Source organism: Collinsella aerofaciens (genome assembly GCF_015554145.1).
Classification (GTDB): domain Bacteria; phylum Actinomycetota; class Coriobacteriia; order Coriobacteriales; family Coriobacteriaceae; genus Collinsella; species Collinsella aerofaciens_AA.
Window position 1 is genome coordinate 1 of the sequence record NZ_JADNHZ010000009.1, and the last position, 25,534, is coordinate 25,534.

Here is a 25,534-nt window from a genome sequence, read left to right on the forward strand (position 1 = left end):
GAATCCGGCGCATCCGCGTTGGCGCGATTGGCGAAAATACGTTGGTGAAAATGGTGAAAAATATATTGACGCTAACACCTGTTCCAGGGCTGCGCCTGGCAGCGCTGCGTGACGCACCTGCAGCGCAACCTCCAGAGCGCCTGCTCGGGCAGGCCCGAGGACTCCAAGGCGGCCGTCAGGGACCTCGTGCACGCCGCGGTCTACCAGGACGACCCCGACCTCGCGCGCTGCGTGTGGGCCGAGGCGGCGCCCTGGGTGGCGTCGGTGTCCGCCAGGGCCGGCGAGGTCTTCGAGCAGGCCGAGGACTCCGCGCTGGCGTTCACGGCCTTCCCCAGGGCGCACTGGGCCAAGCTCCGCACCAACAACGTCCAGGAGCGCGCCAACCGCGAGATCAAGCGCCGCTACAGGGTCGTGCAGTCCTTCCCCTCGAGGGAGTCGATGCTGCGCCTGACGTGCGCGAGCCTCATGGAGACCGAGGGGCAGTGGTCCCAGCAGCGCGTGTTCTCCGAGGCCTCGGCCGCCGAGGGCTTCGCCGAGCCCGCGGACAGGCCGGCCCCGACAGAGGGGAGGCGCCGCGCGCTCGGGCGGCGCGCCAGGGAGATAGTGGACGAGATAGTCGAGAAGCGCGGCCTCAAGAAGGAGTAACATCGGAGCTTGCAGCGACGGACCTCAGGACACTCTTACACCACGTCTGCGCGCGCCACCTCGCGCGCTACCGCATGTGCGCCATTTTGGGTGGTTTTGCCTGCTACTAAAATTGTAACAGTACTCATATTTGCCTCTTTTTGTCCACGACCTCTTGGAGCCGGCTCGAAAAGAGTGATTTTGGGTTGTTTGCTGCGGGTGTGGGCTTGGAAACAACGCTCGGGGTGGCGAGGCGTCCAGAATTCGGTCGCAAGGAGGGCGTTCCTCGGCTGTGTCAGGAGTGTCCCTGGGTGCCGGCACATAAGGAACGTCCCTAACTGCCGGAGGGGGGGGAGTTTGCGCTGCAGGTTACTTGTCGGTGCCCAGCTTGTGCGGCTTGAGAGCGAGCGCATTGACGAGCGCGTCGGCGGCGGACTTGACGGCTGCCGGCTGCGGATCGTTGACGTGGTCCTCGGGGTGCACGGGCAGGTCTTTCTTGACCGCATCGTGGATCAGGTTAAGGTACTCGGTCACGCCGGTAGTCGACAGGTGCGTGCCGTCGCCATCGAACAGGTCGTTGCGGTTGGCACTGTGCCCGTACCAGTCGATAACGCGTACATTCTTGTAGCGCGTGGCGGCGTTGGCGATGGCCTGGTTCGTGGACCCGACCCACGGCTGCGGGCTACGCGTGTTTACAAACACGACAATACGCTTATCTCCCGCATCGGCCATGATGGCGTCGATCTGATCGTTGGTTACCAAGCCGTTTGTGCCCAGCGCAAAGACCACGATCCTGCCGGCAAGGTTCTGCTGGATATAGCCCTCAAATGTCGCGCGGCCCGCATCAAACTGGCGGCCCTTTTCGGCATCGATATGGCTGTGCGGGAACACGCCGTCAAAGGAATCAACGGCGCGCAGCGACACGGAGTCACCGATCATCAACAGGTCGTAGGAGCCATCGGGGAAGCCGTCGTTGTCCTTGTCGGTATCGTCGGCCGCCTGCTGGTCGGTGGGCGCGGTGTTTTTGGCTTCCTTGTTGAGGACTTCGGCGCCCTCACCGCTCAGCGCGGAGGTCTCCGGCACAAAGATCAGGCCGCCCAGCGCGATGACAAGCACGATCCCGCAAGTGGCGCACACAGGAATATGCGCGCGCACCCAGTTGGCGGGCGTGGTGGTACCGTCGCGGAACTCGGCGACGGTGCGGCCGAAGGCGCCCTTTCTAAACGGCGTCTCGATAAAGCGATATGAGCATTCGGCTACGGCGACCACCAACAACACCTGCAAAATGTACTGCCACCACGGCGTATCGTTGATGTTGGCGACCGGGTTCATGAGCAACAGTAGCGGATAGTGCCACAGGTAGATGCTGTACGAGCGCTTGCCAACCCACACGAGCGGTTCGGCGGACAGTGCGCGGGCAACCATTCCCCGGGGCTGCACGCAGGCCGCGATGACCATGAGCGTGAGGATGGAGCATAACAGCGTGCCGCCGCGATATTGGAACGCGGTGTAGCCGTTGGTGAGCGCGACCATGGCGGCAAGGCCAACCAGACCCACGACGCCCAACACATCGATGGATGCGGGCGAGGACCAAAAGCGCACGAGGGCGCTCGGCTGTGCCGGGACGGTCTCGGCTGCGTCGTCGGTCGTAGCGTCATGCTTGCCCTCGGCGATCTTGCCGTGCTTGGCGGCGCCAGCCAGGCGATTGAGCCCCAAACGACGAGCGAGACGCACCGGCGCCAGGTCGCGATCGGGGATAAAGGCCATCCAGGCGCCCAGCAGCAGCGAGAAGACGCGGGTGTCGGTGCCGTAGTACACGCGGCTGGGGTCGGCGGCGGGGTTATAGAGCACCATCATGGCGAGGGCAGATACCGCGGCAAGGCCCAGAACCACGCGGCGCGTGTTGGGCTTGCTCACATGCATGGATACCATGGCAAACAGCAGTGGCGGCCAAATCAGGTAGAACTGTTCCTCGATGGCAAGCGACCAAAAGTGCGTGAGCGGCGAGGGGTCGCCCAGAGCATTGAAGTACGAGACGTTTTGGGCAATCTGCCACCAGTTGTTGAAGAACAGCAGCGACGGCAGGATGTCGGGGCGCATCTTGGTGAGCATCACGTGGTTAAAGATGGTGCACAGCGCGCAGGTCACGAACACTACCGCTACCACGGCGGGGACCAGGCGACGGATACGGCGGATCCAGAAGCTCTTGAGGTCGATGCGGCCGGTCTTAGCGACTTCGTTGAGTAGCAGGCGTGTGATCAGATAGCCCGAAAGCACAAAGAAGATCGTGACGCCGAGCAGACCGCCCTGCGCCCACGTGAGGTTGAGGTGATAGAGCACCACCGCGACGACGGCAAGCGTGCGCAGACCGTCGAGCGCAGGGATATAGCGGGACTTGGGACGAGCAGGCGTCTGCTCCGCGGCGGGAGTGTTGGCGCGGCCCTCGTTGTTGGCGGAAGCGCGATGGGGGCTCGCAGTGCGTCGCGGCTCGTTGGCACGGCGTTCGCCCTTCACGCGTTCGTGCGGCGCCGGCTCGTTGCCCGTGCGGCGTCGGCCGCGCGAGCCCGATTGCGAGAATTGTTCCATAAAACATCATCCAATGACGAGAATAATCAGCACGTATTCATTGTAGCTGCCTGCTCCTGTGAATGCTTGCTGCTGGCGCAAGCTCAAGCGCGCGTCCACATCAAAGTGAATTAAAGTTATGGAGGTGCGAGAGCACACAATTGACGGTCGACAGCGGGCGCAGAGCCCACGGACGAGGAGGTTTCCATGGCGGATCACAGCATCGTTGCGGTGTTCGGCAGCATGAACATGGACCTTTCGGTGGCGTGCGAGCGCATGCCGCGCGCGGGCGAGACAGTCGGTGGCAGCGGTTTTATCACCAACGCCGGCGGTAAGGGCGCCAACCAGGCCGTCGCTGCCGCGCGCATGGGTGCGCACACGTGCATGATTGGCGCTGTTGGGCGCGATACCTTTGGCGATGTGCTCGTGGCGGGGCTTCAGGATGCCGGCGTGGGCGTTGAGTTTGTGACACGTCTCGATGGCGTGGAGACCGGTACCGCGACTATCATTCGCTGCGAGAGCGATAACCGCATCGTGCTGTCGCCGGGCGCCAACCATGCACTTGCGGGCGAGGACGTTGCCCGCGCACTGAGGCGCCTGGTGGCCGACGAGCTCGACGGCGACGCCAGAGAGATTGCCCCGGCTGCCGGAAGCGTCTTTATCGCCCAGGGCGAATGTGATCTGATGGCAACGGCCGCGGCGCTCTCTTGCGCTCACGAGCTGGGATTCTATACGATCTTTAACCCGGCACCCGCCTGCGACCTGCCGGCAGGAGCGTGGCCTGCGGTCGACCTGGTCTGCCCCAACGAGACCGAGTGCCAGGTGCTGACGGGCATTCTGCCCACGGATGATGCGAGTTGCGTCGCCGCGCTCAATGCGCTGCTCGACAAGGGCGCCGGGACTGCGGTCATCACGCTAGGCGATACCGGCTCAGTTGCACTTGGCGATGACGGTGAGCTGCTGCGCATGCCGGCACTTTCGTGCGCGGTGGTCGATACGACGGCCGCGGGCGATACGTTTATTGGTGCGCTTGCGGCGGCTCGCCTGGAGGGCCTGCCGCTCTTTGAGTGCATGGCGGCGGGCGCACGCGCCTCGGCGGTGACGGTGTCGCGCCTGGGCGCACAGCAGTCGATTCCCACGCGTGCCGAAGTTGAGCGCGTGTTTGATTTAGACGATTTGGTACAAGACGGAGAAGCGGAGTAGAACAATGGCAACCAAGAAGCTGATCCTTGATCTGGATATGGGTGTGGACGATGCGATGGCGCTGGCCTATGCCATCGCGAGCCCCGAGGTGGAGCTCGTGGGCATCACCACGTGCTTTGGCAACGTGCGCGTCGAGCAATCGGCGCACAACTGCCTGGCGGTGCTCGATCTGCTGGGTCGCCCCGAGGTGCCGGTGTACCTGGGTGCCGACCGTCCTCTGCAGGCGACCGAGCCCTATACGCCGCCGGCGTCCACCACGCTTATCCACGGCAAGAACGGCATCGGCGGCGCGAGCGTGCCCGCCTCGCCGTACGAGCCGGTGGGGGCGACGTCGGCCGATGGCAACGCTGCGGTCGATTATCTGATCGATGCCGCGCGTACCTATGGCCCCGACCTGATCTACGTGGCGACCGGCCCGCTCACCAATCTGGCGCTTGCCCTGGAGCGTGATGCAGCGGCGATGATGTCTATCGGTCGCGTGGTCGTGATGGGCGGTGCGCTCACCGTGCCCGGCAACGTGAGCGCGGGCGCCGAGGCCAACATAGCAAGCGACCCCGAGGCCGCCGACGCCGTGCTGCGTTCGGGCCGCAAGCTCACTATGGTGGGTCTGGATGTGACGCATCGCGTGGTGCTCACGCGTCGCGATATTGCCGGCTGGACGGGCTCGGGCACCATGGCGGGCTGCGCATTTGCGAGCATGGTCGAGCACTATATTGGCTCGTACGAGATGAACGCACCCTACCTGGGCGGCTGCGCACTGCACGATCCGCTGGCGGTTGCCGTGGCGATTGACCCCACGCTTGTGGGTGCGCTCGGCTGTAACCTGCGCGTCGACCTGCTGGGCGAGTACCGCGGCCGCACCATCTGCGACGAGCACCGCCTGTCCGATCCGGACAAGAGCGCGCTTGTGGCGCTGACCGTCGACGCCCCGCGCTTCCTCGCGGAGTTTAAGGCGCGTATGGCCCGCGTCCTAGGTTAAATGTTTTTCACGCCCCAAATTGGCTACCGAGTAAATGTGCCCGTTGGGGGAATAGTCGCACCACTTCGCTTGACAACAGGCTAAACTAGCTCATAAACATTTACTATTCTGTTTAGATTGAATTTGCGGTCGTTTAGTTGTCGAGTCACGGGGCGGTCAGGCCACGATGCTCGACCGCGACCGTTACTAGGGGGAACAATGGCTAAAGCAAGTGTTCGCGAGATCAGCCGCATCACCGGTTTTTCGCCTGCGACTGTGTCCAACGCGCTCAACCGCAAGCGCAGCGTGAGCGAGGAGACCGCCAAGGTCATCCTGGAGTGCGCGCAATCGCTCGGCTACCAGCAATCGACGCAGCTCGAGAGCATTCAGTTTGTGCTCGCGCGCAAGACGGGCGCCATCCTGGACGAGAGCACCTTTCACCCCGCGGTCATCGAGGGCGTGGAGCGCCAGGCGCGTCGCCACGGCATGAGCACGAGCTTTGTCTCGCTCGACTTTAGCGACTTGAACGCCGTGCGCCCGCAGGTCGAGGGCCTTATCGCCGACCCGGCTGCCGCCATCGTGCTGATGGGCACCGAGCTGGGTGAGGAAGATTACGCCTTGTTCGCCAACGCCGCCGCCCACCTGATCGTGCTCGACGGCTGGAGCGACCGCCAGTACTTTGATGCCGTAGTCATTGCCAACACCGATTCGGTGCTGCGTGCCGTGGATTACCTTATCGAGAAGGGTCACAAGCAAATTGGCTACCTAGCAGGCGACCTTCGCATCCGCAACTTTAAGGATCGCGAGCGCGGCTATCGTCAAGCGCTTGAGGATGCGGACCTCGAGGCCAACTCGACATGGCGCGTCACGCTGGGCACTACGCTCGAAGGTGCCTATCGCGATATGGGTGCATGGCTCGACAGCGTCTCGCGCGACGACCTGCCGACGGCTTTCTTTGCCGAGAACGACGTGCTCGCCGTGGGTGCCATGCGCGCGTTGAACGAGCACGGCATTCGCGTGCCCGAGGACGTCTCGATCATCGGCTTTGACGATCTGTCGCTGGGCGCCTTCTCCAACCCGCCGCTCACCACGGTGCATGTTCCCAAACACGAGGTGGGCGAGATCGCGGTGCGTCGTCTGGTGGGCAACATCCGCAATCCCAAGAGCTATACCTGCAAGACGGCCGTATCGACCTATTTTGTCGAGCGCCAGAGCGTGCGCGAAATCTAGGCGGAGGCGGTATCGCCCGCTTCGCGTCAAAGCACGCTAGGGCAGCAAATACAACGCCATTTAAAAGAGGGTCCTTCTGGGCCCTCTTTTTTGTTTCCCTTGTATGTTCAATCCGTTTACATACCGTTTAGGCTGATTTCTCTACCGTCTACGGGTATTTCGCGCTAAACTTCTAAACAGAAGAGTAAAACATTTAGTAAACAGAACAAAACGAAACACGCATCTGTTTACTGAACATGTGATTAGGGGAGGACGTACATGGATAAGATCAAGCTCGGTTTTGTGCCCACGCGCCGCAGCATCTTTAGCGCGCCGGACGCGATCAAGTATCGCGGGCTGACGGCTGATCGCCTGCGCGAGATCGGCGTCGACATCGTGGATATCGACGACATCAACGATGAGGGCCTGCTGTTCGACGACAGCCATATCGAGCCTATCGTCAAAAAGTTCCGCGCCGAGGGCGTCGACGGCATCATGCTGTGCCACGCCAACTTTGGCACCGAGTACGTTTGCGCCCGCCTTGCCCGCGAGCTCGGCCTGCCCGTGCTGCTGTGGGGTCCGCGCGACGAGCGCCCTGAGCCCGACGGCACCCGCCTGCGCGATAGCCAGTGCGGCCTGTTCGCCACCGGCAAGGTACTTCGCCGCTTCCAGGTTCCCTTCACCTATATGACCAACTGCCGCCTGACCGACCCCGAGTTCGAGCGCGGCGTTTGGGACTTCTTGGCCGTGTGCAACGTGGTCAAGACCTTCAAGCACACCCGCATCCTGCAGATGGCCACCCGCCCGTTCGACTTCTGGTCGACCATGTGCAACGAGGGCGAGCTGCTCGAGAAGTTCAACATCCAGCTTTCGCCCATTCCCATGACCGAGCTTGTCCAGGCTGTGCGCGACGCCCAGGCTGACGAGCAGGCCATGGCCGCCATGCTTGCCCACATCAACGACAGCTTTGAGATCTGCATTCCCGAGGACAAGGTTCCTGCGGTCGCAGGACTTGCCATTGCCATGAAGCGCCTGGTCGAGAAGTACGGCTGCAACGCCGGTGCCATCCAGTGCTGGAACGCCCTGCAGGACGAGCTGGGCATTATGCCCTGCGCCGCCAACGCCATCCTCAACGAGATGGGTATCCCCGTCGTGTGCGAGACCGATATCCACGGAGCCATCACCGCGCTGATGGTCGAGGCTGCCGACCTGGGCCGTCACCGCGGCATGTTCGCCGACTGGACCGTGCGTCATCCCGATAACGAGAACGGCGAGCTGCTGCAGCACTGCGGCCCCTGGCCCTGCAGCTGCGCGGCCGTCAAGCCCAAGCTCACCTACCCGCTGGCATTCGATCACCCCGGCGCGCTGACAGCCGAGGCCAAGCACGGCGACCTCACCCTTGTTCGCTTTGACGGCGACAACGGCGAGTACTCGCTGCTGCTGGGCAACGCCCGCGGCATCGACGGCCCGGCCGGCATGGGCACCTACCTGTGGGTCGAGGTCGAAAACCTCAAGCGCCTCGAGGCCAAGATCGTCGAGGGTCCCTACATCCACCACTGCGTCGCCATTCACGCCAACGTGGTGCCGGTGCTCTACGAGGCATGCAAGTACATCGGCATTGCCCCCGACTTATACGACCCGATTGAAGAAGACGTCAAAGCCTACCTGCGAGGAGAGTAGAAATGGCAACTATCGAAGAGCTTGAATCCCTGCGTTGGGACCTTCGCCGCGATTGCGTCGATATCATCATGGCTGGCGCTGGCGGCCACATCGGCGGCGACATGTCGGTGATCGATGCGCTGATGACCCTCTACGCTAACCATCTCAACATTTCGCCCGAGACCGTCGACGATCCCAATCGCGATCGCTTCGTGCTCTCCAAGGGCCATGCCATGGAGGCCTACTACGCGGTGCTCTGCCACGAGGGCTATCTGGACCTCGATGACGTCAAGGCCCGCTTCTCTAAGTTCGGCAGCCCCTACATCGGTCATCCCAACAACAAGCTCAAGGGCATCGAGATGAACTCGGGCTCGCTGGGCCATGGCCTGCCCGTGGCCGTTGGCATGGCGCTTGCCGGCAAGATGGACGGCCGCGGCTACCGCGTCTACACCATCATGGGCGACGGCGAGCTTGCCGAGGGCTCGGTCTGGGAGGGCGCCATGAGCGGCGGCAACTACCAGCTCGATAACCTGTGCGCGCTCGTGGATCGCAACCGCCTGCAGATTAGCGGCAGCACCGAGGACGTCATGAAGCAGGACTCGCAGGAGGAGCGCTGGGCCGCCTTCGGTTGGAACGTGCTGTCCATTCCGGGCAACGACGTCCAGGCCATCGACGCCGCGCTGACGCTTGCGGCCGAGACTAAGGGAAAGCCTACGGTCATCATCCTCAACACGGTGAAGGGCTATGGCTCGCCCGTTATGGAGGACAAGGCCGGCTGGCATCATCACCTGCCCAACGACGAGGAATATGCCCAGATCATCGCCGATTTCGCTGCCCATAAGGAGGCCATCAATGGCTAACAAGATCGCCAACCGCAAGGTTATCTGCGACACGCTGCTCGAGGCCGCCAAGACCGATAAGGACATCGTCGTCCTGTGCTCCGACTCCCGCGGCTCCGCGTCGCTCACGCCGTTCTTCGATCAGTATCCCCAGCAGTCCGTCGAGGTCGGCATTGCCGAGCAGGACCTGGTGAGCATCGCTGCCGGCATGGCCTCGTGCGGTAAGAAGGCCTGGGCCGCCTCGCCGGCGTCCTTTGTGACCACGCGCTCGTATGAGCAGTGCAAGGTCGATGTCTCGTACTCCAACACCAACGTCAAGCTCATCGGCATCTCGGGCGGCGTGTCCTATGGCGCCCTGGGTATGAGCCACCATTCTGCGCAGGATATCGCCGCTATGAGCGCGATTCCCAACATGCGCGTGTATTTGCCGAGCGACCGCTTCCAGACCGCCGAGCTCGTGCGCGCCTTGGTTGCCGACAGCAAGCCGGCCTATATCCGCGTGGGCCGCAACCCGGTCGAGGACGTGTATACCGAGGACGAGTGCCCGTTCCAGATGGACCGCGCCACCTGGGTGCGTCGTGGCACCGATGTGACGATTGTCGCCACCGGCGAGATGGTCCGCCACGCCGTGGACGCCGCCGATCTGCTGGCCGAGCAGGGAATCTCGGCAACGGTGCTCGACATGTACTGCGTCAAGCCGCTCGACGCCGAGGCCGTGATCGAGGCCGCCGGCGCCACGCGCGCCGTCGTGACCGTCGAGGAGCACAGCCCCTTCGGCGGCCTGGGTTCCATGGTCGCGCAGGTCGTGGGCGAGCATTGCCCGCGTCCGGTCAAGTGCCTCTCCCTGCCCGACGCGCCGGTCATCACCGGTACGAGCCCCGAGGTCTTTGCGCACTATGGCCTGACGGGTGCCGGAATCACCAAGACGGTCGCCGAGTTCCTCGGCAACTAGTAGAAACAGACGCTGCGCGGCCGCCAAGCACCGCACCTTGCCGTTCAAACCGTCGCTTGCGTACACAAAGTACGCGGCGCTCCTCTTTCACGGCAATCTGCGGCACTTGACGGTCGCTCGCTCCTTGTCCGTCGGATTTTAGTTTTTGAATCGACGGGGGAGACAGGAGAGTACATGAGCAAATACATCATCGGAATCGATCAGTCCACACAGGGTACTAAGGCGCTGCTGGTGGACGAGGGCGGCCATCTGATCCATCGCGCCGACCGCTCGCATCGCCAGATTGTCAACGAGGCCGGCTGGGTGAGCCATGATCCAGCCGAGATCGCCGCCAACGTGCTGGCCGTGGCGCGCGCCGTGGTGGAGGAGACCGGGGTCGATCCGGCCGACGTCGCCGGCATCGGCATCTCCAACCAGCGCGAGACTACCGTTGCCTGGAATCGCACGACGGGCGAGCCGCTGTGCGATGCCGTGGTGTGGCAGTGCGCCCGCGCCCGCGAGCTGTGCGACGAGCTGGCCGCGCGCGAGGGTGTGGCCGAGCTGGTGCGTGACACGACAGGCCTGGTGCTCTCGCCCTACTATCCGGCGGGCAAGATGGCCTGGATCCTCGCGAACGTTCCGGCGGCTGCCAAGGCCGCGGCGGCGGGCGAGCTGTGCCTGGGCACCATCGATGCCTGGGTGGTCTGGACGCTCACGGGCGGCGCGGAGTTTCGCTGCGACTGGTCCAATGCCAGCCGCACGCAGCTCTTCGACCTGCGCCGTGGCTGCTGGAGCGAGCCGGTGTGCGAGGCCTTTGGCATCGATCCGGCGTGCTTGCCGCAGGTGACCGATTCCGACGGCCTGTTCGGCACAACGGACCTGGATGGCTTTTTGCCCGCACCCGTGCCGGTACACGGCGTGCTGGGCGACAGCCATGCGGCCCTGTTTGCGCAGGGTTGCCACAGCCGCGGCATGGCCAAAGCGACCTATGGCACCGGTAGCTCGGTCATGATGAACGTCGGCGACGAGTTCGTCGCCAGCTCGCATGGGCTTTCGAGCTCGCTCGCATGGCGTATGGACGGTGTGACCGAGTACGTGCTCGAGGGCAACGTGAGCTACGCCGGCGCCGTCAAGACGTGGCTGCGCGACGACCTGGAACTCATCAACAATCCCGAGGAAGTCACCGACCTGTGCTACGCCGCCAATCCGGCAAGCCGTGTCTACTTTGTGCCGGCGTTCACTGGCCTGGGCGCGCCGCACTGGGCGAGCGATGCCGAGGGCTGCATCTTTGGCATGACGCGCACCACGGGCCGTGCGGAGTTCGTAAAGGCCGCCGACGAGTCGATCGCCTATCAGATCTTCGACGTGATCGATGCGATGGTCGAGGATTCGGGCGCGGCACTGGCCGAGCTTCGTGTTGACGGCGGTCCCACGCGCGACGCGTACCTGATGCAGTTTGAGAGCGACCTGGTCGGCTCGCCCATCCGCATTGCGAGCAATGACGAGATGAGCGGTCTGGGCGCAGCTTGGGCCTGCGGCATTGCGCTGGGCATGTACGCGCGCGATGTCGTTGACGTCTATGGCGCCCGCGGCATCGTGGAGCCCACCATGTCCGTCGACGAGCGCGCCAAAAAGATCGCCGGCTGGCGCCACGCCGTCGACGCTACAATCGCGTACACGGCCTAGAATGATTTTTCTGGGACTGGGATTAAAAAACTCAGTGATCCCCGTCCTAGGCAGCTTATTTGGGACGGGGCTTTTTTGACTGGTATGATTGGTGCGACCATTCGAACCAGCTAAAAGAGCCCCGTCCCAAATTGACTACCGAGAGGATCTGCCATGGAGCGCATCGCCAGCTTTTCCGTTGACCATCTGCTGCTTGAGCCCGGCGTGTATGTGAGCCGCATCGACCGCGATCCGGCGACCGGTGCTGCCGTCACCACGTTTGACCTGCGCCTGACCACGCCCAACAAAGAGCCGGTCATGAACACGGCCGAGTGCCATACCATCGAGCACCTGGGCGCGACGTTCCTTCGCAATCATGCCGAGTGGTCGAGCCGCATTGTCTACTTTGGCCCCATGGGCTGCCGCACGGGCTTTTACCTCGTCGTATTTGGCGAAGTGACGAGCGAGGAGATCCTGCCGATCGTGCGTGAGCTGTTCGAGTTTGTCGCCGACTTTGAGGGCGATGTCCCCGGTGCCGCTCCCGAGGAGTGCGGTAACTACCTGGACCAGAACCTCCCCATGGCAAACTGGCTTGCGCGCCGTTATCTCGACCGTGACCTGGCCGATATCGACGAGAAGCATCTGCACTATCAACAGGCATAAAGCTGCTCGCAAAATATCGTTTGCACCAGAAGCGCCTCCGCTGTCAGCGGTGGCGCTTTTTCATACTGAGCGCTCAAAACGCGAAGAAATTGTTCTAGAATGTTCGTACTGTCACATAAACGAACAGGAGTGAACATGCATATCTACTCTGTCAACGATCCCGAGTTCAAATCCTATGGCAACGTTTGGGATGACGTTCCGTCCGTGCTCACGTCGCCCGTGCTCGAGGCGCTCTCTGCCACGCCCATCCCCGAGGGCAGCAAGTACGTAGCAAGCGCGCCGGAGCTCGAGGGCGTCAAGGATGCCGATAAGCTGGGCTTTCTCATGTACGGTGGCCGTCCCTTCCAGCTGGGTTGGTGCAACGGCCACAACACGAAGCTCAACTGCCTGGAGTATCACCGCGCCAGCGAGTTCAATCTGGGTGCCCGCGACTTTATCCTGCTGTTGGCCAAGCGCGAGCAGATCGTCGACGGCAAGCTTGACACTACGTGCGTCAAGGCCTTCCGCGCGCCGGCCGGCACGCTCGTCGAGGTCTATGCTACGACACTCCACTACACGCCCTGCATGGTCGACGACTGTGGCTTCCAGGTGATGGTTGCGCTGCCCGCCGGCACCAACGGCCCGCGCCCCGAGGCTGCAGCCGGTATGCCCGCCGCCGGTGATAGCTACTGCTACTGGAAAGCCGACAAGTGGGTCCTCTGCCACGCCGATAGCCCCAAGGCAGCCGAAGGCGGCTACGTGGGCCTCATCGGCAAGAACCTCGACATCGCCTGCGACTAGAGTCCTCTGTCTCAATCTGTAACATCTAGCGGGCTAAATCGTCTCTAACTGTTACAGATCAAGACAAACCGGCCCGAACCACCACAAAGGTGCCTGTTCCCTTTGTGGTGGTTTGTCTGCAGTTACAGCTGACTTCGCAGGTAGTCAGCCATATAAGGAACAGCGAAACGCACATACCCGCGGCGGGCCTGTTCGATCACGCCGGCGTCGATAAGGCGCCGGCGATACTTTTGTGCGTAGTCGGGTGTGACCGACATGCGCTCGGCTACATCAGAAATGCGCGACACGGTGTCTTCGTCATCCGCCATTGCGGCAAGAAACGCAATGTCTTGGTCCGAGAGCGCGGCGAGCGTCGTCTCGCACACATCGTTTTCGAAATCGACCTTTGACGCCCCAATGGCTCCGTCGACTAGCCCTTGTGTTACGCGCTCTCCTGCCTGGCAACGATTGGCGATGTTGTAGCCGATGAGCTGCAGCATGTAGGGCGAGCCCTGGGTTGCGCGAGCGGCATCCAGCCGAAGATCGCTTGGGATATCAAGGTCGAGCTCTTCGAAGGCCCGCTGGTAATAGGCATCGACATCTCCGACTGAAAGCGGTTCGAGCGTGACTTTGCGCGCGCGGTTGAGAAACGTCAGCACACGGTCGTTGAGTGTTGCCGAGACCGCTCCCGGAAGGCCCGCCATAACGAGCGCGACGTTGAGTCCCTCGCCGACGAGCTCTTGATAAGCGGTGACGAGTTGTCTGATCTCGGGCGAATTGGCCTGGAGCTCATCGATGAGGATGAGGATGCCATGTCCTTGCTCGGTTAGTTTGCGCGCCAGTTGCGTGAGCTTGAACTGGAAGCTCTTGGTTTCCTGTACGTCGCGCGTGAACTCGAGGCCGGCTGAGAAACCGAAGACGCTCAGGCTACCGCCCGTGAGTTTAGGGAGATGACGTTTGTTGGCATAGGGCTCGCCCGCCTCTTGGATTTTTTCAACAATGCGCTCGAGCATGTCCTCGGAGGCAACGGTGGGTGTGGCGACGACGAAGCCAAGCTTGCGAGCGCGATCGGCGAGCTCCCACAGGAGAACCGTTTTGCCGCTTCCTCGCTGGCCGAGCATGAGCATGGCGCGGTCTCGATTGCCCGGCTCCTGCTCAAGGCCGGAGATGAATGTTGAAATTACACTTCCTCGCCCAACGAGATAGGATGGGCGATTTCCAAATGAAGGGGAGAAGATGGTTTCAGTCATAAGTCTCCTTTCCTTTTTTTCCTATTTTTTCCTTTTTTTCCTATTCAGTCAAATTGCCTGCTGGCCGAGGGCGGCTATGTGGGATCGCCGCCCCCCAAACCACCACAAAGGTGCCTGTCCCCTTTGTGGTGGTTGGGTATCAAAAAGTGTCAGGCTCGGGCGGCTGCTGGGCGCCTGTGTGCGAAAAGAAGTGTCGGCCTGCGCCGCTGCCGTTGAGTAGTGCGCTGCTTGCGGGGATACTGAAGCCACGACAAACAGCGTATGAAAGGATCGATGCATGGCTTTCCGTAAAGACTTCCTGTGGGGCGGCGCGACGGCTGCCAACCAGTGCGAGGGTGCCTACGACGTGGACGGGCGCGGCCTGGCCAACGTGGACGTGGCCCCGCACGGCCCCGAGCGCTATGCGGTGGTCTCCGGTCAGCGCAAAATGCTCGACTTCGAGGACGGCTATTACTACCCCGCGCAGACCGGCATCGATTTCTACCACCACTACAAGGAGGACATTGCCCTCTTTGCCGAGATGGGCTTTAAGACCTTCCGCATGAGCCTGGCCTGGACCCGTATCTTCCCCAACGGTGACGAGGCCGAGCCCAACGAGGCCGGCCTGGCCTTCTACGAGGACGTGTTCCGCGAGTGCCAAGCGCACGGCATCGAGCCGCTCGTGACCATCACGCACTTCGACTGCCCGATCCACCTCATCAAGGAGTACGGCGGCTGGCGCAACCGCAAGCTCATCGACTTCTACAAGAACCTCGCGACCACGATCTTCACCCGCTACAAGGGTCTGGTGAAGTACTGGCTCACCTTCAACGAGATCAACATGATCCTGCACCTGCCGTTTATGGGTGCCGGCCTGGTTTTTGAGGAGGGCGAGAACAAGGAGGCCGTCGAGTACCTGGCCGCCCACAACGAGCTCGTCGCCAGCGCCTGGGCAACCAAGATTGCCCAAGAGATCGACCCCGAGGTCAAGATCGGCTGCATGCTCGCTGCCGGCACCTACTACCCCTACAGCTGCCGTCCGGGCGATGTGCGCCAGGCGCAGCTCGACAACCAGGACAACTACTTCTTTGTCGACGTCCAGAGCCGCGGCTACTACCCGGCCTATGCCGTCAAGAAGCTCGAGCGTCTGGGCATCGACGTCGGCATGACTGACGAGGACCGCGAGATCCTGGCCGAAAACACCGTCGACTTCATCAGCTTTAGCTACTACTCCACCCGCTGCTCCGCCGGTGCCGATAACCCCGATGTCGAGAAGACCAAGGGCAACGCCTTCGCCGGCGCCAAGAATCCCTATCTGCAGGAGAGCCAGTGGGGCTGGGCCATCGATCCGCTGGGCTTCCGCATTACCCTCAACGACCTGTACGACCGTTATCAGAAGCCGCTGTTTGTGGTCGAGAACGGCCTGGGCGCCAAGGATGTTGTCGAGGAGGATGGCTCCATCAACGACGACTACCGTATCGACTACCTGCGCCAGCATATCGCCGCCATGCGCGATGCCGTGACCGAGGACGGCGTGGACCTTTTGGGCTACACCACCTGGGGCCCGATCGACCTCGTCTCTGCCGGCACCGGCGAAATGTCCAAGCGCTACGGCTTTATCTACGTCGACCGCGACGACGCGGGCAACGGCACCCTCAAGCGTTTCAAGAAGAAGAGCTTTGATTGGTATAAGAAGGTAATCGCCACCAACGGCGAAGACCTGGCCTAAGGGCACTGAGGCACTCAACCTTGGGGCTCCAACCCTCCTCGCGTACCTAAAGTACGCTTCGTCGGGCTTGTCGCTCCCAATCTTGAGCACCTCAGGCCCTTAGGAGGTGGACCTGACCGCCGCATTTCGAAAGTTATGCTTTATAGCTTCCTAACCAAGGCGCCCGGCGAGCAACTTATGCCCGCCGGGTGCTTTGTTAAAAGAAGTGAAAGAAAGCAAAAGAAGTTAAAACTTGCAAAAGAAGTTAAAACTTGCAAAACTAGTGAAAGCAGGATAGAGCTGACGGGGGAGTGTTCCATGGATGTGCCCATTAATCCGTTTACGCCGACATTTGGCATCGTCCCGCCAATTATGGCCGGCCGCACGTATCTTATTGATGATGTTGTGCGAGCGCTCGACCGCGGACCCGGCGATCCCAACTTGGCAACAATCTATGTTGGCGCACGAGGAACAGGTAAAACGGCCCTGCTCTCATACCTTAGCTCCGAGGCGCAAAGGCATGGTTGGATTTCGGTCGGCGTGGCTGCTGCTCCTGGAATGTTGGAAGACATTTACGAGCAAACGCGTGAAGTTGCGGCTGAATATATCGATAGCGGCTTAAATCCTAGGCTCAGAGGTTTGAGTGTGGGCCAGCTATTTAGCGTGGAATGGGAGCCGGAGCAGGCACCTTCGGCAAACTGGCGCACGCGGATGACTCGCCTTATAAAAGCTTTGGACAAATATGACATCGGTTTGCTGTTCACAATCGATGAGGTGTCGGCTTCGTTCGATGAAATGATTAGTTTTGCCTCTACGTACCAGATGTTTGTGCGCGAAGGCCGACGTGTGGGAGTGCTGATGGCGGGGCTGCCGCATCAGGTGTCAATGCTGCTGCGCAACCAGTCCGTTTCATTTTTGCGTCGATCAGTTCAGCACCACTTGGGGAATATTAGCGACAAGGAAATTGCCGTTGCATTGAAGGAGACCATCGAGGGCGGTGGCAGGCGCGTGAGTGCTGACGGCCTTCAGAAGATGGTAGATGCCATCGGCGGTTTTCCGTTTCTTATGCAGCTCGTCGGTTTCCGCTCTTGGGATATACGGCCTCAGGCAGAAGAGATAACCTCCCAAGATGCTGCAAGGGGCATTGCGCTTGCGCGTTCTGACATGGAGCAGCGCGTGTTGGCGCCGACGTATTACGAACTGTCCGAAGGCGATAAAGCGTTCTTGGAGGCAATGCTTGCAGACGGGGGCGAGAGCAAGATTGCGGACGTTGCAGAGCGAATGGGCGTAAAGAGCAATTATGCGTCGCAATACCGCGCTCGCCTGATTGAGCAAGGGATTATTGGTGAGCGCGGCCGAGGAAGGGTTGGCTTTGACCTTCCGTATTTTAAGGAATACCTAGAGGAGACCCTCGCTGTCGATTAGTCATTGGGGGACGTTCTTGTTTGACTGGTCGTTTAAGAATGTCCCCAATGACTACTTGCCTAATTATCACCATTGTTTACCAGCGCGTTTAACCGAATTTACAGTTACCAATTAACCAAATATCAATTCTTTGGTTAACCATATTTACGCATTTCAATTAACGAAACAGATTAAACATGTACTGTTTGAGTTGGCACTTGGGAAATCTCTCGCTGGGCAATCCGTTGCTACGGCTGAGGCCTCTTCGTCGAACCGATACCCCCGGCGAGCAGCTTATGCCCGCCGGGCGCCTTGCCGTCTGCGGATTTTGGGACATGCGGCCCGATTTTTGGGCCCATCTGTCGGTACACTAAAGGCACTATGGGTACCCGCGAGCGACATATCGGTCACGCGGCCGCCCGATCCGCACCCGCGGCGGATCCCAGGGGCGGCAAGCTCTTTGCCATGCCGCGATTCCTTGTTGGCATATCGCATCGTGTATACCGCCGCCGCGTCTTTGCTATCGCCGGCGCCATCACCGCGCTGTTCCTTATGCTTTTAGCGGTCTTGCCGGCGCTGTTCGCCTCGGACCCCAAGCTTTCCAACACCGTGCCCGTCTATGGTGAGGTGTCCAAAGAGGTCGCGGACGAGCTCGCTCATACGAGCTCCTTTCCGCTACTTGTCGCCGCAGTCACGTTTTCAATCTGGGGCGTTCTCGCTTACCTGCGCTGCCTGGACTATGTGTTGCGCCGCCGCCTTGTTGCCATCGCTGCCATCTGCGCCCTGTGGATGATTGAGGTCATCTTTAAGTACAAATCATTCACGCCAAGCTACGCCACGCTGCTTTGGTACCTGTACTACGTGCCCATGACGCTCATCCCGCTGCTCTTTCAGCTATGCGGCATGCGCCTCGTGGGCGTGGAGCAACATCGCGCGGGCCGCCGCTACCGCACGGCCTTGTGGATTACGGCCGCCCTGCTTATCGCGTTTGTGCTAACCAACGATGCGCACCGGCAGATATTCCACTTTGACCGCGCAAGCGAAACCTGGAGCAACGACTACACGTATGGCTGGGGTTACTTTGTCTTTCTGGCGTGGACGGCTTTTAACGTCGTTGCCTTTTTTGTCCTGGTGGGACGGTCCTCGTCTTATAGAATCCAGCGCTTTTCAGGCACGGCAGCACTCGTGTTGCTGGGCGGCGCGTTCTTTGCCGCTTCGTATGCCCTGCGTGTGCCCTGGGCGTGGAAACTCAACTTTTCGCTGGTCTATTGCGTGCTGTGCGTGGTAACATTCGAGATTTGCCTCGATTGTGGCGTTATCCCGTCGTATCACGATATCGCCGGCATCTTCGATACCCTGCCGCTCGATCTCAAGGTTCTGACGCGCGACTTGCAGGTGGCATATGCCACGCCGATGTCGGGACCAATCACGCCAGATGTGCGCGAAGAGCTTCGTGCGCAGGAGTACGGGCGTGCCCACGCCTTTACCGTGGCGTCTGCCCCCGATGTGATGTATCGAGCTTTTCCGCTGCTGGGCGGGTCGGCTCTCCTTGCCCAGGAGGTCTCGGAGCTCAACGAGCTCAATCGCGAGCTGGCGTATCGGCGTATGGAACTGCAACGTCAAAACGAACTGCTCGCGGCAGACTATGACCTTAAGGCGCATTTGGCAGACCAGGAGGCCGAGGCGCTGCTGGTTCAAGATGTGGACCGGGCGCTTGCCCGCGCGCTCAATGAGATGTACAGCCTGCTGAGCTCGCTGCCTCCGCTTACCGACGAGGCGTCCTCGCATGAGCGTTACCGCATGCTGCAGTGCGCCAAAATGCTCGTTGCCTATTGCAAGCGCAAAGGGTCACTTACGCTGGCGCAGCACGAGGAGAGCGGCTTTGACCGCGACCGTATTCAGCTGATTGCCAACGAGCTCGCAAGCGATCTGCGCACCATCGATGTCGACTGCGCCTCGATTGTCGCCATACGCCGCCCACTGCACGCCAGTACGGTAAGCGCGCTGTACGACTGCGTGTACGACTTTGCGTTTTTTGCCTACACCACCGATCATCCGGCGCTTATGTATCACTTGGGCGACCACGACTCGTGCAGTGTCGAGCTGCGCGCCACGCTCTTTTCCAACGATGAGGACGATCTTTCGCGAACACCCGCCGCCCACGAGCTCGAGGTCGCGCTGCAGGGGCGAAACGTGGCGTATCGTCTTGAGGGCGAGCCCGGTCAGCTGCGCATGATCGTCTTGATGCCGCGGACGGGTGAGTGACCATGCAGATTCCGCTTATCCTTCCTCAGATTGTCGCGCTCGACGTCGTCTTTGCCCTAGCGGCATGCCTGTAGACCATTCACGTTCCGTTCATCGCGTCGCGGCGCTCGTCCTATAACCGCAAGGTGATTTGCGCCTACGAGGCGAGCCTTGTGCTTCACCTGATGATTTCGGCGCTCATCTTATTCGCGTCGTCTGGCTCGTATCTGGTGGCGCCGCTTGACGTTTGCGCCAGGGCAATGGGCGGAGTGCTGTGGCTCAATGCCGCGATCTTTGCCTATGGCGTGGTCCTTATGGTGCACTATCGTCGCCCTGTCATGCTGGCCGAGCTGCTGCTTGTTGTCGCCGTTACACCGCCGGTGGTTTTTGCTATGGGCTCGGCGTGGGCCGTTGTCCTTATCGCAGAGGGAGCGTTCTTCCTGTTCCGCTCCATCGCGGCGCTTTTGATGGACGTCCGTAACCGCCAGGAGGACATCACCGCGTTCTCGACGATTGAAACCATCAACGTGATTCCCGTGGGCATTCTGTATCTAGACCCGAGGGGCCATCCGCTGCTCATGAACCGCTGCATGCGCAAAAACCTGGTGGAGCTTCATATGCCCACCGACCTAGGCGATATGAGCGGTACATGGAACGACCTGCGCAAACTCAGTATGCAAATGCCCGAAAGCAGCCAGAGCCGCGTGCGCATCAATTTAGACCGCTTTGGTGAGGCGCGCGTTGTGGTCGAGGTTTCTCCCGCCGAGATTCGCCTGTTTGTGTGCGATGACGTTATGGTCTCGGGCCGTTCGTTCGAGCGCATAATCGGTCTGGATGTGACAGAGTATGCGCATGCGCATGACCGCCTGGCGCAGGCCAACCACCTGCTTGCGCTTGCGGGCAAAGAGCTCCAGGCTCAGATCGAAGAAGTCAAAAAAGTTGCCGACAACGCGGCTTATCTGCGCATGCGTGCCCGCGTTCACGATGTGATCGGCCAGCGCCTGTCTATCCTTCATCGCTATCTGGAGGAGGGGCGTTTGGACGACGAGTCGCTCGAGCAGATTGACCCGTTGCTGCGCTCAATCGCCGCCGATCTGCGCCGTGGCGGTGCCGGCGAGCCTTCGGAGCAGCTGGGCGATATCGTCCACGCCTTCGGCCTGGTGAGCGTGCAGATCGATGTCGAGGGTGCACTGCCCCAGGATGCACGTGTCGCCGCAGCATTCTTGCAGATTATCCGCGAAGCCTCGACCAATGCTACCAAGCATGCGCAGGCGCATCAGGTCCACGTGCGCCTGTGGCAGGAGGGGACGGATGCTGGTGCCGTCGCGCACATGACTATTTCTAACGACGGGTCCCCAGCCCCCGTATCGTATCGCGAAGGAACGGGTATCCCAGGTATGAGGCGTGTCGCGCAAGATCTGGGCGGCAGCTTGGAAGTCCGCCCCGCCCCGCCCTTTACGCTTGCGGTATCCATTCCGCTGCACTCCAACGCCACGGTCCAAAGGAGAAGCTCATGATCCGCGTGCTCATCGTCGAAGACCAGGCCATCTTGCGCGAGAGTCTCGCACGCTCCGTTGGCGACCAGTCCGATATGACCGTCGTCGCCGCGATAGCCGATGCTTCCGAAGCCCTCGATGTCGTGCTCAAGGAGCGCCCGGACATGATACTGATGGACGTGTGCACCGAGCACGATTCCAATGGCATCGTGGCGGCAGCGCGTATTAAAGAGGAACTGCCCGAGTGCCGTGTCATCATTATGACGGGTATGCCCGAGATCACCTTTGTCGATCAGGCGCGCGAGGCGGGCGTCGATAGCTTTGTGTACAAGAATGTCGGTATCGACGAGCTGTTTGGCGTGATGCGCTCCACGCTGGCGGGCTACTGCACGTTTCCCAAACCGCCCGAGAGCATTTTCTCGGGCACGGCGGCCCTCGATGATGTTGAGCTGTCGATTTTGCGCCTTGCCTGCGAGGGCAAGAGCCGTCGCGAGATTGCGGGCGAGCTGTTTATGAGTGAGGGCACCGTCAAGCGCCGCATCTCGGAGATTCTGAGCAAGACCGGCTACGACAATATCATGCGCCTGGCCGTGCATGCGGTGACCGAGGGCAGCATCGTCCCCAATATGGAGCGTCCGTAATCGATGCTCTCGACCGCGCTTCGACGCTAAAAAGCAGGCCGCCCGCCGCATCGCACCTGGAAGCGGCGGGCGGCCTGTTTGCGTGGGCAGATCGTTGCGACGCAAAGCGACGGGGCCGCAGGATCATTTCCTGCGGCCCCGTCTGGTACGCGCGCGGGTTTGTCCGCCAATCCGCGGCTGTCGATGTCTGTCGCTACGCGATGGTTGCGCTGTAGGAAGCGACGTCCTCGTAGGAATCGGTCAGGTAGGCGTCGATGCCGATGGTCGTGTTGACTAGGCTGTCGAAGCCGTCAAGCGTGCCGTTCGAGAAGGTGAACTCTTCGGTGGCGTTGGTGCCGGGCATCAGGTGGGCCGAGAACCAGGCTTCCTTCATGGTGCCGTTGACGTTTGTCTTGCCGGTGGGGGCGTAGAAGGTCAGGTCCTTGTCGCTCTTGTTGACGATGTTGACGACAAAGCCGATGTCGCCCCAGTCGTCCTGGAACTTCTCGGTGATGGTGATGGTGCACAGGTCGTCATCGGCGACAGTGACGGCGGGGGAGATTTCGACGCTCTGGACATCGCCGTCTTCGACGGCCTCCTCGACTTCCTCTTCCTTCTCGGCGGCCTCGCGATCCTTCTTCACGGTACCGGACAGGTCCTTATCGGACTTGCTAAAGATGAGCTTGTCCTCGCCGTCCTCAAGGACAAGCTTGCCGTCCTCGAGCTTCACGTCGGTCGTCTCCTTGTCGACGGTGATACTCGCGGTGGTAGCGTCCTTGGCCTCCCACTTTAGGTCGGAAACTTCGGAGAACAAATCGAGGCTGCCCGTGCCGTCTTCGTCCAGGACCAAGATGCAGCTGATGCCCCATTCCTCGAACATATCCATATACTCATCGGTCAGCTCTTCGCCCTCCGTGGTTCCACCCGAGAGCTTCCAGCTGCCGACAAAGTTGGCCTTGGGGTCTTTGCCGCCGCTGCAGCCCGTGAGGGCAAAGGCGAGCGCCAAGACGCATGTCAGAAATGCGAGTGCGGACTTTTTGAACGTTGTCTTCATGGTGTCCTCCTTCTTGTGTGAAAACCCATAGAAGCAAATGCGGGGGTGGCGGATCCCCCGCCAATTACCAGATAAAGGGGTTAGGGCCTAGGCGTTCCGCAGTTGCTGCAGAACTTGCCGCCGTTTTCGCTACCGCAGTTGGGGCAGAACCACTTGGCCGGCGCCGGGGCGGGTGCGGGACTGCCGCACTCGGAGCAGAACTTGCCGGTGTTGGTGGCGCCGCAGCTGCAGGTCCACGTGCCGGCCGCAGGTGCGGCGGGAGCCGGTGCGGGAGCGGGTGCCGGAGCCGGCTGCGGGGCGGTCTGCTGCTGCGCCTGGCCGGCGGCGAACAGCTGGCTGGCGTTCATGCCGCCCATGCCGCCTGCCATGCCCATGCCCATAAAGCCTGCCATCGCGCCGTTGGGGTTGGCCGCCGCGGCACGCATCGCGTCGCTCTGGGCGCTGGCGATGTTGGCGGCCGCCATGGTGGGGTCGCGCATGACCGCTGCCTTCTGCAGATCCTTGATCATCTGCTCGTCTTCTTGCGAGGCGGCGATGGAGTTAACGCCAAAGCTCACGATCTCGACGCCGCGCAGGTCACGCCAGTCGGCAGAGAGAACCTCGTTGAGCGCGCGGGCGAGCTCGGTGGTGTGGCCGGGGATGGCGCTGTAGCGGATGCCCATCTCCGAGATCTTGGCAAAGGCGGGCTGCAAGGCGGTGAGCAGCTCGGACTTAAGCTGGCTGTCGATCTTGTCGCGCGTGTAACTATCGGTCACGTTGCCGCATACGTTGGTGTAGAACAGCAGCGGGTTGGTGATGCGGTACGAATACTCGCCGTTGCAGCGCACGGAGATGTCGACGTCCAGGCCAATGTTGTTATCGACCACGCGGAAGGGTACGGGCGAGGCGGTGCCGTACTTGTTGCCGATGATCTCCTTGGTGTTGATGAAGTAGACGCGCTGGTCCTTGCCCGCGTCGCCGCCAAAGGTAAAGCGGCTGCCGATATTGGCGAAGGTCTCCTTGATGGAATCGCCCAGGTTGCCGCTAAAGACGCTCGGCTCGCTGCCGGTATCGAAGACGAACTCACCGGGCTCCAGCGCGACTTCGATGATCTTGCCGTTTTGCACCACGAGCATGCCCTGGCCGTCGTTGACGGCGATGACCGAGCCGTTGGAGATGACGTTGTCCTCGCCGCGCGTGTTGGAGCTGCGGCCACCGGTACGTTTGCTGCCCTTGCAGGCCAAGACGTCAGCAGGCATCGATTCGCAGTAGATAAATTCCTTCCACTGGTCGGCCATGACACCGCCGGCAGCTCCCAATCCAGCTTTCAAGAGTCCCATGGTGATCTTCCTTTCTCGTCAAAGGCCGGGTGGTATTGGTTGGATTGCTTAGTCGTCCTTGTCGTCTTTCATGACAACGGTGGTCTCGGTGTGGCTGAAGGTGTCGTGCTTCTCGGTCAGGTCGAGCTCGCCGCAGTACTCGTCGGCGTGGGTGGCCTCGTTGGCCGTCTTGAGCTGGCCTACCAGTAGCACGTCTCCGATAATCACGATGATCAGCGGCGCGATGATGTTGATGAGAATGCCCTCGACATCGAAGGTGAGGTAATCTGGATCGAAGGCGTATTCCCCCATAAAGAGAATCTGGGAGAGGATAAATCCGATCACAAAGAACAGCACCGAGGCAATAGCGAGCTTGGGCTTGGAGCAGGGGAGCTCGCCGACCAAGCGGCCGGTCTGGCCGTTCATGGCAAACAGGTAGCTCTTGCCGTTCCATGAGGTGGAAAGCATCCAGACGGGGAACAGGGCGTAGTCGCTGTCTTCCCAGGTGTAGTCGAGCTGCTTGCTTTCGACCGTGGCATCGTCGTATTCGTCGACGACGGTCTCGCGCAGGGCCGAGATCGTGCTCTCCTCCATGCGGCGCTCGGCGCGCGCCTTGCACGTCTCGCAATCCTCATCGTAGCGGTTGGCGATGTAACCGGGCATGTAGGCGACCGAGAACGGGCGCAGAGCCTCGTAATCAAACGGCTCGATGGCATCCATATGGCCGTCGGGCATCTTGGTCGATCCATCAACGGGCACGCGCTTAAACGAGATATTGCCCTTGCGATAGGCATCGTAGTGGTCGGTGGTCGTGACGGTGCGGTCGGATTCCTCGGTCACGGTCTCGTTGGTCGCGTCAAAGTACACTTCGCCGTCAACGCGGGCGCCGTAGAGCCAAAACGGCACGTAGACGCCTTGAACCTCGTCGATGTGGTTGCCGGTGATAAAGCTCTTGGGTAGCAAGATCTTGCCCTTGTAATGCTCCTTGAGCGCCGCCAGCGCGTCGTCGCGCTCGAGCTTAAACGGAATCACCAGGTCGGGGGAGAAGTCTCCCGAGAGCTGGCCGGGTGCCACGGCGGAGTTGCCGCAGTAGGGACAGGTGGTAACGGCGACCGTGCCGTCCGAGACCAGCTCGGCGCCGCACGACGAGCAGATATAGCCGGCGTTTTGGGCAAGCTCCTGTACCGCGTCGTCGACAGCGGGCTTGGACGCCGTGGCCGCGGCGTCGGCTTTGGCATCCGCCTTGCCCTGGCGCTCGCGATAGAGAGCCTCGACCTCTTCGACTTCAAAGCGCGAATCGCAGTAGTCGCAGACGAGCTTTTGCTCGGCGCTGGCAAAGTGAAGGGGGCCGCCACACGCAGGGCACTGATAGTTGACGCTCTCGAAGGCCATGATCGGTCCTTTCT

The 25,534-nt window shown here is 61.2% G+C and carries 19 protein-coding genes and 1 pseudogene; 15 read left to right on the forward strand and 5 right to left on the reverse strand.

From position 1 onward, the window contains the following. Positions 1-78 precede the first annotated feature (78 nt). A pseudogene (locus I2E13_RS04815) lies at positions 79-645 on the forward strand (transposase); the annotation flags it as partial. Positions 646-993: 348 nt separating this feature from the next. On the opposite strand, the gene I2E13_RS04820 reads toward I2E13_RS04815, so the two are convergent. Next, positions 994-3,210, reverse strand: a complete 2,217-nt coding sequence (locus tag I2E13_RS04820; protein ID WP_195404339.1) for an acyltransferase family protein — start codon at positions 3,208-3,210, stop codon at positions 994-996. Positions 3,211-3,396: 186 nt separating this feature from the next. Here I2E13_RS04820 and I2E13_RS04825 point away from each other — a divergent pair, with 186 nt between their 5' ends. The 9 genes from I2E13_RS04825 (at position 3,397) to I2E13_RS04865 (ending at position 13,096) form a co-directional block, all read left to right on the forward strand. After that, positions 3,397-4,392, forward strand: coding sequence for a ribokinase (locus I2E13_RS04825; protein WP_195404340.1), 996 nt, complete (start codon positions 3,397-3,399; stop codon positions 4,390-4,392). 4 nt (positions 4,393-4,396) lie between these two features. Beyond that, positions 4,397-5,371: a nucleoside hydrolase gene (locus tag I2E13_RS04830; protein WP_195404341.1), complete on the forward strand. Its 975-nt coding sequence runs from the start codon at positions 4,397-4,399 to the stop codon at positions 5,369-5,371. A gap of 198 nt (positions 5,372-5,569) precedes the next feature. Then, entirely contained in the window at positions 5,570-6,580 is a 1,011-nt protein-coding gene (locus I2E13_RS04835) for a LacI family DNA-binding transcriptional regulator (protein ID WP_195404342.1), read from the forward strand. Between the two features lie 258 nt (positions 6,581-6,838). Beyond that, positions 6,839-8,239, forward strand: coding sequence for an L-fucose/L-arabinose isomerase family protein (locus tag I2E13_RS04840; protein WP_195404343.1), 1,401 nt, complete (start codon positions 6,839-6,841; stop codon positions 8,237-8,239). 2 nt (positions 8,240-8,241) lie between these two features. Beyond that, positions 8,242-9,078 (forward strand): transketolase, encoded by an 837-nt coding sequence (locus I2E13_RS04845; RefSeq protein WP_195404344.1) that lies wholly within the window; start codon positions 8,242-8,244, stop codon positions 9,076-9,078. Then, positions 9,071-10,009 carry a transketolase family protein gene (locus I2E13_RS04850; RefSeq protein ID WP_195404345.1) on the forward strand — a complete coding sequence of 313 codons (939 nt, stop codon included), beginning with the start codon at positions 9,071-9,073 and terminating at the stop codon, positions 10,007-10,009. Before I2E13_RS04845 ends, I2E13_RS04850 begins: the two co-directional genes overlap by 8 nt. 174 nt (positions 10,010-10,183) lie before the next feature. Next, positions 10,184-11,674 carry an FGGY family carbohydrate kinase gene (locus I2E13_RS04855; protein WP_195404346.1) on the forward strand — a complete coding sequence of 497 codons (1,491 nt, stop codon included), beginning with the start codon at positions 10,184-10,186 and terminating at the stop codon, positions 11,672-11,674. A 153-nt stretch (positions 11,675-11,827) separates the two neighbouring features. Beyond that, positions 11,828-12,316 (forward strand): S-ribosylhomocysteine lyase, encoded by a 489-nt coding sequence (locus I2E13_RS04860; RefSeq protein WP_117735645.1) that lies wholly within the window; start codon positions 11,828-11,830, stop codon positions 12,314-12,316. A 135-nt stretch (positions 12,317-12,451) separates the two neighbouring features. After that, positions 12,452-13,096, forward strand: coding sequence for a DUF4867 family protein (locus I2E13_RS04865; RefSeq protein WP_195404347.1), 645 nt, complete (start codon positions 12,452-12,454; stop codon positions 13,094-13,096). Positions 13,097-13,218: 122 nt separating this feature from the next. On the opposite strand, the gene I2E13_RS04870 is transcribed toward I2E13_RS04865, so the two are convergent. Then, positions 13,219-14,325: an ATP-binding protein gene (locus I2E13_RS04870; protein ID WP_195404348.1), complete on the reverse strand. Its 1,107-nt coding sequence runs from the start codon at positions 14,323-14,325 to the stop codon at positions 13,219-13,221. A 277-nt stretch (positions 14,326-14,602) separates the two neighbouring features. Between I2E13_RS04870 and I2E13_RS04875 the strand changes: the two genes are divergently transcribed. The 5 genes from I2E13_RS04875 to I2E13_RS04895 all read left to right on the forward strand — a co-directional run bounded on the left by I2E13_RS04875 (position 14,603) and on the right by I2E13_RS04895 (position 21,797). After that, positions 14,603-16,033 carry a 6-phospho-beta-glucosidase gene (locus I2E13_RS04875; protein ID WP_195404349.1) on the forward strand — a complete coding sequence of 477 codons (1,431 nt, stop codon included), beginning with the start codon at positions 14,603-14,605 and terminating at the stop codon, positions 16,031-16,033. 297 nt (positions 16,034-16,330) lie between these two features. After that, positions 16,331-17,437, forward strand: a complete 1,107-nt coding sequence (locus tag I2E13_RS04880) for an ATP-binding protein (RefSeq protein WP_195404350.1) — start codon at positions 16,331-16,333, stop codon at positions 17,435-17,437. A gap of 360 nt (positions 17,438-17,797) precedes the next feature. Beyond that, positions 17,798-19,681: a histidine kinase N-terminal 7TM domain-containing protein gene (locus I2E13_RS04885; protein WP_195404351.1), complete on the forward strand. Its 1,884-nt coding sequence runs from the start codon at positions 17,798-17,800 to the stop codon at positions 19,679-19,681. Between the two features lie 152 nt (positions 19,682-19,833). Further along, positions 19,834-21,177, forward strand: a complete 1,344-nt coding sequence (locus I2E13_RS04890; protein WP_195404352.1) for a sensor histidine kinase — start codon at positions 19,834-19,836, stop codon at positions 21,175-21,177. After that, on the forward strand, positions 21,174-21,797 hold the full coding sequence (locus I2E13_RS04895; protein ID WP_118273255.1) for a response regulator transcription factor: 624 nt from the start codon (positions 21,174-21,176) through the stop codon (positions 21,795-21,797). The genes I2E13_RS04890 and I2E13_RS04895 overlap by 4 nt, the downstream gene beginning before the upstream one ends. Positions 21,798-21,990: 193 nt before the next feature. Here I2E13_RS04895 and I2E13_RS04900 read toward each other — a convergent pair whose 3' ends face one another. The 3 genes from I2E13_RS04900 to I2E13_RS04910 all read right to left on the reverse strand — a co-directional run bounded on the left by I2E13_RS04900 (position 21,991) and on the right by I2E13_RS04910 (position 25,520). Then, on the reverse strand, positions 21,991-22,830 hold the full coding sequence (locus I2E13_RS04900; protein ID WP_195404353.1) for a hypothetical protein: 840 nt from the start codon (positions 22,828-22,830) through the stop codon (positions 21,991-21,993). Between the two features lie 80 nt (positions 22,831-22,910). Continuing rightward, positions 22,911-24,149 carry an SPFH domain-containing protein gene (locus I2E13_RS04905; protein ID WP_117793912.1) on the reverse strand — a complete coding sequence of 413 codons (1,239 nt, stop codon included), beginning with the start codon at positions 24,147-24,149 and terminating at the stop codon, positions 22,911-22,913. Positions 24,150-24,197: 48 nt separating this feature from the next. Next, the gene (locus I2E13_RS04910; RefSeq protein WP_195404354.1) at positions 24,198-25,520 is read right to left on the reverse strand and encodes a hypothetical protein; all 1,323 of its coding nucleotides are present in this window, start codon (positions 25,518-25,520) and stop codon (positions 24,198-24,200) included. Positions 25,521-25,534 lie beyond the last annotated feature (14 nt).